Below are 12,937 nucleotides of genomic sequence, written 5' to 3'. Positions count from 1 at the left end.
GAGGGCGGCCCCTTGATGGGTGCCGCCCGTTTTCGCATGTTCCACCACCTTTTGTATCCAGGAAGAAGCAGCCACCGTGTCTGACCCGAACCTGAACGCGAGCCACGACTCCGTCGAGTCCGTCGAGGACGAGCTCGACATCGTCGAGGCGGCAGACGCTGTGGACCCCGACGAGGCCGAGCACGCCGACGCCAAGGCGGGTGTCGCCGCCGAGGAGGCCGCGCTGCACGTCGAGGGCGAGGTCGACGCCGAGGCTGAGGACGACGCCGAGGTCGAAGAGGCTGCCGACATCGTCGAGGACGAGGTCGAGGCAGAGGGCGACGTGGCGGCCGAGGCCGACACGGAGGCCGCCGAAGCCGCCGAGGCCGAGCCCGCCGAGCCCGTCGACCCCATCCAGGCCCTGCGCGACGAACTGCGCCTCCTGCCCGGCGAGTGGTACGTGATCCACACCTACGCCGGCTACGAGAAGCGCGTGAAGGCCAACCTGGAGCAGCGCGCCGTCTCGCTGAACGTCGAGGAGTTCATCTACCAGGCCGAGGTGCCCGAGGAAGAGATCGTCCAGATCAAGAACGGCGAGCGCAAGAACGTCCGGCAGAACAAGCTGCCCGGTTACGTTCTCGTCCGCATGGATCTGACGAACGAGTCCTGGGGTGTCGTCCGCAACACGCCTGGCGTCACCGGCTTCGTCGGCAACGCGTACGACCCGTACCCGCTGACGCTGGACGAGATCGTCAAGATGCTCGCCCCGGAGGCCAAGGAGAAGGCCGAGAAGGCCGCCGCGGAGGCCGCTGGTCTGCCGGCGCCCGCCGTCAAGCGCACGATCGAGGTCCTCGACTTCGAGGTCGGCGACTCGGTCACCGTCACCGACGGCCCGTTCGCGACGCTCCAGGCGACGATCAACGAGATCAACCCGGACTCGAAGAAGGTCAAGGGCCTCGTCGAGATCTTCGGCCGCGAGACCCCGGTCGAGCTGAGCTTCGACCAGATCCAGAAGAACTGACCGCGCTGATCCACTTCGCGTGAGTCACGGCCTCTGAGCCACAGCTTCCGGACAGGTCAGGTCGCCCCTCGCGGGCGGTCTGACCTGCTCGGTTTTTAGCCCCGTACAGATACCCGTTATCGTGGTGCGGTATGCCTCCATCCGGATGACCGGATCGGCGGCTGAAAACTCTCACTAGGACCCGGAGAGAGCAATGCCTCCCAAGAAGAAGAAGATCACGGGGCTCATCAAGCTCCAGATCAAGGCCGGTGCGGCCAACCCGGCTCCGCCGGTCGGCCCCGCGCTCGGTCAGCACGGCGTCAACATCATGGAGTTCTGCAAGGCCTACAACGCCGCGACCGAGTCGCAGCGTGGCATGGTCGTGCCGGTGGAGATCACGGTCTACGACGACCGCTCCTTCACCTTCATCACCAAGACTCCGCCGGCCGCGCGCCTCATCCTGAAGGCCGCGGGCATCGAGAAGGGCTCCGGCGAGCCGCACAAGACCAAGGTCGCCAAGCTCACCGGCGCCCAGGTCCGCGAGATCGCCGAGCTGAAGATGCCCGACCTGAACGCCAACGACGTCGACGCCGCGATGAAGATCATCGCCGGCACCGCGCGTTCGATGGGCGTCACGGTCGAAGGCTGATCCAGCCACCCCCAGCACCACCAGTGGTAGGGCCAAGCGCTGGTCCGCACCACGACTCCATGCCTGAAGCCAAAACACAGGAGCAGAAGTGAAGCGCAGCAAGACTCTCCGCGCTGCGGACGCCAAGGTCGACCGGGAGAAGCTGTACGCCCCGCTCGAGGCCGTCCGTCTCGCCAAGGAGACCTCCGCGACCAAGTTCGACAGCACCGTCGAGATCGCCTTCCGCCTGGGTGTCGACCCGCGCAAGGCCGACCAGATGGTGCGCGGCACCGTGAACCTCCCGCACGGCACCGGCAAGACCGCCCGGGTCCTGGTCTTCGCGACCGGTGACCGTGCTGCGGCCGCGGAAGCCGCAGGCGCCGACATTGTCGGCGACGACGAACTGATCAACGAGATCGCCAAGGGCAACCGCCTGAACGAGTTCGACGCCGTTGTGGCCACGCCGGACCTCATGGGCAAGGTCGGCCGCCTCGGCCGCGTGCTCGGTCCCCGTGGCCTCATGCCGAACCCGAAGACCGGCACCGTCACGATGGACGTCGCGAAGGCTGTCACCGAGATCAAGGGTGGCAAGATCGAGTTCCGCGTCGACAAGCACTCGAACCTGCACTTCATCATCGGCAAGGTCTCCTTCTCCGATGAGCAGCTGGTCGAGAACTACGGTGCGGCCCTGGACGAGATCCTTCGTCTGAAGCCGTCCGCCGCGAAGGGCCGCTACATCAAGAAGGCCGCCCTGAGCACCACGATGGGCCCCGGCATCCTGCTGGACCAGAACCGCACCCGGAACCTCCTCGTCGAGGAAGACCCGGCCGCGGTCTGAGCCTGACCGGCTCACTGCACGGCTGAGCGGGCCCTCCACCACCCTTCACGGGCGGTGGGGGGCCCGCTTCCGTGTTCCACGCCACAAAAGGGTGCGGGGGGGCAATAAAGGACGCGTGTTCGATCGGCGGGTGAACGTAAAGTCGAGCCCAAGTAACGATCACACAAGGGGTGGGGACCTCCATGTCTGCATATCGCAGGAAGACCGTCGGTGCGGCGCTGGCCGCCGTACTGCTCGTGGGCGGGGCCACGGCGTGCCAGGACGGCAAGGACGCGAAGAAGGACAACGGGGCCGCTTCGGCGCCGTCCAAGGCCGCGCAGACGCCAGCCACGCAGACCCCGGTCGCGGAGACGCCGGTGGCGGTCACGCCGGCCGCGTTCCTGGAGAAGACGAAGAAGAAGTCCGAGGAGATCACCTCGCTGCGCTACGCCATGTCCGGCACGGCCGCGGGGCAGAGCATCTCCGGCGAGGCCGCCATGCGCCTGAAGCCGACCGTGGCGATGTCCATGACGATGGCCGCGCCCGAGGCGCCGGGTCAGAAAATCGAGATCCGTCTGCTCGACGGCGCCCTCTACCTGGGCAGCGGGAGCAAGTGGATGAAGTTCGACATGAAGACCCTGGCCCCGGAAGAGGCCAAGCAGCTGGATGCGCTGGGGGGCCAGCAGGGCGAGAACCCGGGTGACAAGGCGAGCGACCTGAGCACGGCCAAGGACCTGAAGACGGTCGGCGAGGAGACCGTCGACGGCCAGAAGACCACGCACCTGACCGGCACCGTCACGCTGGACCAGCTGAAGGCCCAGAGCACCGCCTCCACGCCCGAGGCCAAGGCGCGCCACGAGAAGAACCTGAAGGCGCTGGAGGACCAGGGCGTCAAGGAACTGGCCATGGACATCTGGATCGACGAAGCCGACCAGACCAAGCAGTTCCGCACCCGTGGCCAGGGCACGTCCGGCCCGATGGACGTCGCCATCAAGTTCCTGGACATCAACAAGCCGGTCGAGGTCACCGCTCCGCCGGCCGACCAGGTCGTGGACCTCGCCGCGATGATGGACGGCAAGGGCGAGGGCACCGGCTGACCGTCCCGCGCACCTCGCTCCCGAGGCGATTTGCCTTGGCTCGACCCCTTCACGTACGCTTCCCGAGAAGCCAAAGACCGCTGGTCGTTGCCTTGCTCGAAAGAGCATGGCGGCCGAAGGATCCGCTGAATGCGGACGTCCTGCGCAGGTGTTCGTGGACACGCTCCCGGAGTGATTCGGTCGAGCTTACGCCCCGTGCGCTTGCGCCGGGGCGTTTCGTTTTGTTCAGCCCCTTCTGAGCGGTCCTCATCACCCGGAAGGAGGCCGACGCTCTATGGCAAGGCCCGACAAGGCTGCCGCGGTAGCCGAGCTCACGGACCAGTTCCAGAGCTCGAACGCCGCCGTGCTGACCGAGTACCGGGGTCTCACCGTCGCGCAGCTCAAGACGCTGCGTCGTTCGCTCGGTGAGAACGCCCAGTACGCCGTGGTGAAGAACACGCTGACCAAGATTGCGGCCAACCAGGCCGGGATCACCGCGCTGGACGAGCACTTCGCTGGTCCGACCGCGGTCGCCTTCATCACCGGTGACCCGGTGGAGTCGGCGAAGAGCCTGCGTGACTTCGCCAAGGACAACCCGAACCTCATCATCAAGGCGGGTGTCCTTGATGGTAAGGCGCTCACCGCCGATGAGATCAAGAAGCTTGCGGACCTCGAGTCCCGCGAGGTTCTGCTCAGCAAGCTGGCCGGCGCGTTCAAGGGCAAGCAGTCTCAGGCTGCCTCGCTCTTCCAGGCGCTGCCGTCGAAGTTCGTCCGCACCGCGGAAGCGCTTCGCGTCAAGCTCGCCGAGCAGGGCGGTGCCGAGTAATTCGGCTCGCGCACTGATCCACGCCGCCTAGTGCGTGGGTCGTAGCGGGCCGTTACGCCCGCCTCTATATACATCCGGCACCTGCCGAATTAGTGGAAGGATCGCCCATCATGGCGAAGCTCTCTCAGGACGACCTCCTCGCCCAGTTCGAGGAGATGACCCTCATCGAGCTCTCTGAGTTCGTGAAGGCCTTCGAGGAGAAGTTCGACGTCACCGCCGCTGCGGCCGTCGCCGTTGCCGGTCCGGGTGCCCCGGTTGCCGCTGAGGCCGCTGAGGAGCAGGACGAGTTCGACGTCATCCTCACCGGTGCCGGCGACAAGAAGATCCAGGTCATCAAGGTCGTGCGCGAGCTGACCTCCCTGGGTCTGAAGGAGGCCAAGGACCTCGTGGACGGCGCTCCGAAGCCGGTCCTCGAGAAGGTCGCCAAGGAGGCCGCTGACAAGGCTGCCGAGTCCCTCAAGGCTGCCGGCGCGGCTGTCGAGGTCAAGTAACACCTCTGAGGCCTCTCTGAGGCCTCGGCCAAGGGCGATCACCCGTAAGGGTGGTCGCCCTTTGGCGTATCCGCAGTGCCTGACTTGCCCTGGTCTCGTTGGGGAGTAGGGTGATCATCGTTGCTCCGCGGCCGGGTCCCAAGATGATCCGCACGGAGCAGGGGGCCTTGACGAACGGGACGCGGCGCGCAATTCTCAGACCCGTCACCAGCTCGATCAGCTCGACCAGCTCGATCCGGGATACGAGGCATGGATCGGCTACGAAGAGGGCAGTACTGATACGCGCTCTGTGTACGAGGGCCGAAGCGTTGAAAGCAGTGTTGGTTGAACACGGTGTTGGTTTGAACGACCTGGGGAAGGCCTGTTGCCGGTTTCCGGAAACCTGGTCTGGACATCAGTGAGCCGAGTGGCTACACTGACCCTTTGCGCTGCCTGTTAGCTGCCCCCTGCCCGTCGCCAGGGGCATGCCCACGCTTGAGCACACCTGATTGATCGCCCTGACCTGGCATTTTGGCCAGATGGGGAGAACCTGTCTTCTGTGTCGGCTGGGACCGGTACGCGCGTAGTGAGTCCGAGCCCTCGGAAGGACCCCCTCTTGGCCGCCTCGCGCAACGCCTCGACCAATACGAACAACGGTGCCAGCACCGCCCCGCTGCGCATCTCCTTTGCAAAGATCAAGGAGCCCCTCGAGGTTCCGAACCTCCTGGCGCTGCAGACCGAGAGCTTTGACTGGCTGCTCGGCAATGCTGCCTGGAAGTCTCGCGTCGAGTCGGCGCTTGAGAGTGGACAGGACGTCCCCACCAAGTCCGGTCTGGAAGAGATCTTCGAGGAGATCTCGCCGATCGAGGACTTCTCCGGGTCGATGTCGCTGACCTTCCGCGACCACCGTTTCGAGCCGGCGAAGAACTCTGTCGACGAGTGCAAGGACCGCGACTTCACGTACGCGGCGCCGCTGTTCGTCACAGCCGAGTTCACGAACAACGAGACCGGAGAGATCAAGTCTCAGACGGTCTTCATGGGCGATTTCCCGCTCATGACCAACAAGGGCACCTTCGTCATCAACGGCACCGAGCGTGTCGTCGTGTCGCAGCTTGTCCGCTCCCCTGGTGTCTACTTCGACTCCTCCATCGACAAGACGTCCGACAAGGACATCTTCGCCGCCAAGATCATCCCGTCCCGGGGTGCCTGGCTGGAGATGGAGATCGACAAGCGCGACATGGTCGGTGTCCGCATCGACCGCAAGCGCAAGCAGTCCGTCACCGTCCTCCTGAAGGCTCTCGGCTGGACCACCGAGCAGATCCTCGAGGAGTTCGGCGAGTACGAGTCCATGCGCGCCACCCTGGAGAAGGACCACACCCAGGGCCAGGACGACGCGCTGCTCGACATCTACCGCAAGCTGCGTCCGGGCGAACCGCCGACCCGCGAGGCCGCTCAGACGCTGCTCGAGAACCTCTACTTCAACCCGAAGCGCTACGACCTCGCCAAGGTCGGCCGCTACAAGGTGAACAAGAAGCTCGGCGCCGACGAGCCGCTCGACGCCGGTGTGCTCACCACCGACGACGTCATCGCGACGATCAAGTACCTGGTCAAGCTGCACGCCGGCGAGACCGAGACGACCGGCGAGTCCGGCCGTTCGATCGTGGTCGAGACCGATGACATCGACCACTTCGGCAACCGTCGTCTGCGCAACGTCGGCGAGCTCATCCAGAACCAGGTCCGCACGGGTCTGGCTCGTATGGAGCGCGTCGTCCGCGAGCGCATGACGACCCAGGACGTCGAGGCGATCACGCCGCAGACCCTGATCAACATCCGGCCGGTCGTCGCCTCCATCAAGGAGTTCTTCGGCACCAGCCAGCTGTCGCAGTTCATGGACCAGAACAACCCGCTCTCGGGCCTGACCCACAAGCGCCGCCTGTCGGCGCTGGGCCCCGGCGGTCTGTCCCGTGAGCGGGCCGGCTTCGAGGTCCGTGACGTTCACCCGTCGCACTACGGCCGCATGTGCCCGATCGAGACCCCTGAAGGCCCGAACATCGGTCTGATCGGCTCGCTCGCCTCCTACGGCCGCGTCAACGCGTTCGGCTTCGTGGAGACCCCGTACCGCAAGGTCATCGACGGCGTCGTCACCGACGAGGTCGACTACCTGACGGCCGACGAGGAAGACCGCTTCGTCATCGCCCAGGCCAACGCCGGCCTGTCCGAGGACATGCGCTTCACCGAGAACCGCGTGCTGGTGCGCCGTCGTGGCGGCGAGATCGACTACATCGCCGGCGACGACGTCGACTACATGGACGTCTCCCCGCGCCAGATGGTGTCCGTCGCGACCGCGATGATCCCCTTCCTGGAGCACGACGACGCCAACCGTGCCCTCATGGGCGCGAACATGATGCGCCAGGCCGTTCCGCTGATCAAGGCGGAGGCGCCGCTCGTCGGCACCGGCATGGAGTACCGCTGTGCGGTCGACGCCGGTGACTCGATCCGTGCGGAGAAGGACGGTGTCGTCCAGGAGGTCTCGGCCGACTACATCACCGTCGCCAACGACGACGGCACGTACACCACGTACCGCGTCGCGAAGTTCTCCCGCTCGAACCAGGGCACCTCGGTCAACCAGAAGGTCATCGTCAACGAGGGCGACCGGATCACCGAGTCCCAGGTCCTCGCCGACGGTCCCGCGACCGAAGAGGGCGAAATGGCCCTCGGCAAGAACCTGCTCGTCGCGTTCATGCCGTGGGAGGGTCACAACTACGAGGACGCGATCATCCTGTCGCAGCGCCTCGTGCAGGACGACGTCCTCTCCTCGATCCACATCGAGGAGCACGAGGTCGATGCCCGTGACACCAAGCTGGGCCCCGAGGAGATCACCCGGGACATCCCGAACGTCTCCGAGGAGGTCCTCGCGGACCTCGACGAGCGCGGCATCATCCGCATCGGTGCGGACGTCGTCGCCGGCGACATCCTGGTCGGCAAGGTCACGCCCAAGGGTGAGACCGAGCTGACCCCGGAGGAGCGCCTGCTCCGCGCGATCTTCGGTGAGAAGGCCCGCGAGGTGCGTGACACCTCGCTCAAGGTCCCTCACGGTGAGATCGGCAAGGTCATCGGTGTCCGCGTCTTCGACCGCGAGGAGGGCGACGAGCTTCCTCCGGGCGTGAACCAGCTGGTCCGCGTCTACGTCGCCCAGAAGCGCAAGATCACCGACGGTGACAAGCTCGCCGGCCGCCACGGCAACAAGGGTGTCATCTCCAAGATCCTTCCGATCGAGGACATGCCCTTCCTTGAGGACGGCACGCCGGTCGACATCATCCTGAACCCGCTGGGTGTCCCGTCCCGAATGAACCCGGGACAGGTCCTGGAGATCCACCTCGGCTGGCTCGCCAGCCGCGGATGGGACGTCTCCGGCCTCGGCGAGGAGTGGGCCGAGCGTCTGAAGGTCATCGGTGCCGACAAGGTCGCGCCCGGTACCAACGTCGCCACCCCCGTGTTCGACGGTGCCCGCGAGGACGAACTCGCCGGCCTGTTCGATCACACCATCCCGAACCGCGACGGCGACCGCCTGGTCCAGTCGTCCGGCAAGGCGCGTCTGTTCGACGGCCGCTCCGGTGAGCCGTTCCCGGACCCGATCTCGATCGGGTACATGTACATCCTCAAGCTCCACCACCTGGTCGACGACAAGCTCCACGCTCGGTCGACCGGTCCGTACTCGATGATCACGCAGCAGCCGCTGGGTGGTAAGGCGCAGTTCGGTGGCCAGCGCTTCGGTGAGATGGAGGTGTGGGCGCTCGAGGCTTATGGCGCCGCTTACGCCCTCCAGGAGCTGCTGACCATCAAGTCCGACGACGTCACCGGCCGCGTGAAGGTCTACGAGGCCATCGTCAAGGGCGAGAACATCCCCGAGCCGGGCATTCCCGAGTCCTTCAAGGTGCTCATCAAGGAAATGCAGTCGCTCTGCCTCAACGTGGAGGTGCTGTCCTCGGACGGCATGTCCATCGAGATGCGCGACACCGACGAGGACGTCTTCCGCGCGGCGGAGGAGCTCGGTATCGACCTGTCCCGGCGAGAGCCGAGCAGCGTCGAAGAGGTCTGACGGGCCTGACGGGGGGCTCGCTCAAGAGCCCCCCGTCATCCCCGGGACCGTTCAGACCATGATTGAGACTCGACCCCGAAAGAGGGATTGACGCACAGTGCTCGACGTCAACTTCTTCGACGAGCTGCGGATCGGCCTTGCCACCGCGGACGACATCCGAACCTGGTCGCACGGCGAGGTCAAGAAGCCGGAGACCATCAACTACCGCACCCTCAAGCCCGAGAAGGACGGACTCTTCTGCGAGAAGATCTTCGGTCCTACCCGGGACTGGGAGTGCTACTGCGGCAAGTACAAGCGTGTCCGCTTCAAGGGCATCATCTGTGAGCGCTGTGGCGTCGAAGTCACGCGCGCCAAGGTGCGCCGTGAGCGGATGGGCCACATCGAGCTTGCCGCTCCCGTCACCCACATCTGGTACTTCAAGGGCGTCCCGTCGCGCCTGGGCTACCTGCTGGACCTCGCGCCGAAGGACCTCGAGAAGGTCATCTACTTCGCCGCGTACATGATCACGTTCGTGGACGACGAGCGCCGCACCCGCGACCTCCCGTCGCTGGAGGCGCACGTCTCCGTCGAGCGCCAGCAGATCGAGAACCGCCGTGACGCGGACCTCGAAGGCCGTGCCAAGAAGCTCGAGACCGACCTGGCCGAGCTCGAGGCCGAGGGCGCGAAGGCCGACGTACGCCGCAAGGTGCGCGAAGGTGCCGAGCGCGAGATGAAGCAGCTCCGTGACCGCGCGCAGCGCGAGATCGACCGCCTCGACGAGGTGTGGGCCCGCTTCAAGAACCTCAAGGTCCAGGACCTTGAGGGCGACGAGCTCCTGTACCGCGAGCTGCGTGACCGCTTCGGCACGTACTTCGACGGCTGCATGGGCGCCGCCGCGCTGCAGAAGCGCCTGGAGTCCTTCGACCTCGAGGAAGAGGCCGAGCGCCTCCGCGAGATCATCCGTACCGGCAAGGGCCAGAAGAAGACCCGTGCGCTCAAGCGCCTCAAGGTCGTCTCCGCGTTCCTGCAGACCAGCAACAAGCCCAAGGGCATGGTTCTGGACTGCGTGCCGGTGATCCCGCCGGACCTGCGTCCGATGGTGCAGCTGGACGGTGGCCGCTTCGCGACCTCCGACCTGAACGACCTGTACCGCCGCGTGATCAACCGCAACAACCGTCTGAAGCGTCTCCTCGACCTCGGTGCCCCCGAGATCATCGTGAACAACGAGAAGCGCATGCTTCAGGAGGCCGTGGACGCCCTCTTCGACAACGGTCGTCGTGGTCGTCCGGTGACCGGTCCCGGTAACCGTCCGCTGAAGTCCCTGAGCGACATGCTCAAGGGCAAGCAGGGTCGATTCCGTCAGAACCTTCTCGGTAAGCGCGTGGACTACTCCGCGCGTTCCGTGATCGTCGTCGGTCCGCAGCTGAAGCTGCACCAGTGCGGTCTGCCCAAGGCCATGGCGCTGGAGCTCTTCAAGCCGTTCGTGATGAAGCGCCTGGTGGACCTGAACCACGCGCAGAACATCAAGTCGGCGAAGCGCATGGTCGAGCGCGGCCGCACGGTCGTCTACGACGTGCTCGAAGAGGTCATCGCCGAGCACCCGGTTCTCCTGAACCGTGCGCCCACGCTGCACCGCCTCGGCATCCAGGCCTTCGAGCCCCAGCTGGTCGAAGGCAAGGCCATCCAGATCCACCCGCTCGTCTGCACCGCGTTCAACGCGGACTTCGACGGTGACCAGATGGCCGTGCACCTGCCGCTCTCCGCGGAGGCGCAGGCCGAGGCCCGCATCCTGATGCTGTCCTCGAACAACATCCTGAAGCCGGCCGACGGCCGTCCGGTCACGATGCCGACCCAGGACATGGTCCTCGGTCTGTTCTTCCTGACCACCGACGGTGAGCTCCGTGACACCAAGGGCGAGGGCCGCGCGTTCGGCTCCACGGCCGAGGCGACCATGGCGTTCGACAACGGCGAGCTCGCGCTCCAGTCGGCCGTCGACATCCGCTTCCCGGTGGGCACCATCCCGCCGCGTGGCTGGGTGCCGCCGGTCGCCGAAGAGGGCGAGCAGGAGTTCCAGCCGGGCGACAGCTTCCGTCTGCGCACCACCCTGGGCCGCGCGCTCTTCAACGAGCTGCTGCCCGAGGACTACCCGTTCGTCGACTACTCGGTGGGCAAGAAGCAGCTCTCCGAGATCGTCAACGACCTGGCGGAGCGCTACCCCAAGGTCATCGTGGCGGCGACGCTCGACAACCTGAAGGCGGCCGGCTTCCACTGGGCGACCCGTTCGGGCGTCACCGTGGCCATCTCCGACGTCGTCGTGCCCGAGGCCAAGAAGGCCATCGTCAAGGGCTACGAGGAGCTGGACGAGAAGGTCCAGAAGCAGTACGAGCGCGGTCTGATCACCAAGGACGAGCGCACGCAGGAGCTCATCGCGATCTGGACCAAGGCGACCAACGAGGTTGCCGAGGCGATGAACGCGAACTTCCCCAAGACGAACCCCATCTTCATGATGGTTGACTCGGGTGCCCGAGGAAACATGATGCAGATGCGACAGATCGCCGGTATGCGTGGTCTGGTGTCGAACGCGAAGAACGAGACCATCCCGCGTCCGATCAAGGCGTCCTTCCGTGAGGGCCTCACCGTTCTGGAGTACTTCATCTCCACGCACGGTGCCCGTAAGGGTCTGGCGGACACCGCCCTGCGTACCGCCGACTCGGGTTACCTGACCCGTCGTCTGGTGGACGTCTCGCAGGACGTGATCATCCGCGAGGAGGACTGCGGCACCGAGCGCGGCCTGAAGCTGAAGATCGCCGTTCGCGGCGAGGACGGCGTGCTGCGCAAGGCCGACGACGTCGAGACCTCGATCTACGCCCGCATGCTGGCCGAGGACGTCGTCATCGACGGCAAGGTCATCGCGCCGGCCAACGTCGACCTCGGTGACGTGCTCATCGACGCCCTGGTCGCCAACGGCGTCGAGGAGGTCAAGACCCGCTCGGTCCTGACCTGTGAGTCCGCGGTCGGCACCTGTGCCTTCTGCTACGGACGCTCGCTCGCCACCGGCAAGCTGGTCGACATCGGTGAGGCGGTCGGCATCATCGCCGCCCAGTCCATCGGTGAGCCCGGTACCCAGCTGACGATGCGTACCTTCCACACCGGTGGTGTGGCCGGTGACGACATCACGCAGGGTCTGCCGCGTGTCGTCGAGCTCTTCGAGGCCCGTACCCCGAAGGGTGTCGCCCCGATCTCCGAGGCCGCCGGCCGCGTGCGGATCGAGGAGACCGAGAAGACGAAGAAGATCGTCATCACGCCCGACGACGGCAGCGACGAGACGGCGTTCCCGATCTCGAAGCGCGCCAAGGTCATCGTGCACGAGGGCGACCACGTCGAGGTGGGCCAGAAGCTCACCATGGGTGCCACCAACCCGCACGACGTGCTGCGCATCCTCGGCCAGCGTGCCGTCCAGGTCCACCTGGTCGGCGAAGTCCAGAAGGTCTACAACTCGCAGGGCGTGTCGATCCACGACAAGCACATCGAGATCATCATCCGGCAGATGCTGCGCCGCGTGACGATCATCGAGTCCGGCGACGCGGAGCTCCTGCCGGGCGAGCTGGTCGAGCGGTCGAAGTTCGAGACCGAGAACCGTCGTGTGGTCACCGAGGGCGGTCACCCCGCCTCCGGCCGTCCGCAGCTGATGGGTATCACCAAGGCCTCGCTCGCGACCGAGTCGTGGCTGTCGGCGGCGTCCTTCCAGGAGACGACCAGGGTTCTGACGGACGCGGCGATCAACGCCAAGTCCGACTCCCTGATCGGCCTCAAGGAGAACGTCATCATCGGTAAGCTCATCCCGGCCGGTACGGGCCTCGCCCGCTACCGCAACATCCGGGTGGAGCCCACCGAGGAGGCCAAGGCCGCGATGTACTCGGCCGTCGGCTACGACGACATCGACTACTCGCCCTTCGGCACCGGCTCCGGCCAGGCTGTCCCGCTGGAGGACTACGACTACGGTCCCTACAACGGCTGACGAAGTCAGTCGTCATATGGCGCTGCACGGCTGAGTCTGAAGCAG

Annotated in this window: 8 protein-coding genes; all 8 read left to right on the top strand. The window is 65.9% G+C overall.

Translation table 11 applies throughout. The features are described from left to right. Positions 1–76 precede the first annotated feature (76 nt). Entirely contained in the window at positions 77–1,000 is a 924-nt protein-coding gene (gene nusG / locus OG447_RS03985; protein ID WP_266934890.1) for a transcription termination/antitermination protein NusG, read from the top strand. Positions 1,001–1,193: 193 nt separating this feature from the next. Then, on the top strand, positions 1,194–1,628 hold the full coding sequence (gene rplK, locus OG447_RS03980; protein ID WP_266934889.1) for a 50S ribosomal protein L11: 435 nt from the start codon (positions 1,194–1,196) through the stop codon (positions 1,626–1,628). Between the two features lie 88 nt (positions 1,629–1,716). Then, positions 1,717–2,445 (top strand): 50S ribosomal protein L1, encoded by a 729-nt coding sequence (rplA, locus tag OG447_RS03975; protein ID WP_266934888.1) that lies wholly within the window; start codon positions 1,717–1,719, stop codon positions 2,443–2,445. Positions 2,446–2,627: 182 nt separating this feature from the next. Then, complete coding sequence (locus tag OG447_RS03970; protein WP_266934887.1) at positions 2,628–3,521, top strand: LppX_LprAFG lipoprotein; 894 nt, start codon at positions 2,628–2,630, stop codon at positions 3,519–3,521. Positions 3,522–3,795: 274 nt separating this feature from the next. After that, positions 3,796–4,326 carry a 50S ribosomal protein L10 gene (gene rplJ, locus OG447_RS03965; RefSeq protein WP_030710304.1) on the top strand — a complete coding sequence of 177 codons (531 nt, stop codon included), beginning with the start codon at positions 3,796–3,798 and terminating at the stop codon, positions 4,324–4,326. Between the two features lie 110 nt (positions 4,327–4,436). Continuing rightward, positions 4,437–4,817, top strand: coding sequence for a 50S ribosomal protein L7/L12 (gene rplL / locus OG447_RS03960; protein ID WP_189970642.1), 381 nt, complete (start codon positions 4,437–4,439; stop codon positions 4,815–4,817). A 595-nt stretch (positions 4,818–5,412) separates the two neighbouring features. Beyond that, entirely contained in the window at positions 5,413–8,895 is a 3,483-nt protein-coding gene (gene rpoB, locus OG447_RS03955) for a DNA-directed RNA polymerase subunit beta (protein ID WP_266934886.1), read from the top strand. A 97-nt stretch (positions 8,896–8,992) separates the two neighbouring features. Further along, positions 8,993–12,892 carry a DNA-directed RNA polymerase subunit beta' gene (locus OG447_RS03950; protein WP_266934885.1) on the top strand — a complete coding sequence of 1,300 codons (3,900 nt, stop codon included), beginning with the start codon at positions 8,993–8,995 and terminating at the stop codon, positions 12,890–12,892. The last annotated feature ends 45 nt before the right edge of the window (positions 12,893–12,937 follow it).

Origin of the sequence: Streptomyces sp. NBC_01408 (assembly GCF_026340255.1) — a bacterium.
Lineage (GTDB): Bacteria > Actinomycetota > Actinomycetes > Streptomycetales > Streptomycetaceae > Streptomyces.
The sequence above is the reverse complement of the archived record's forward strand: the minus strand, read 5'-3'. Positions and strand labels throughout refer to the sequence as shown.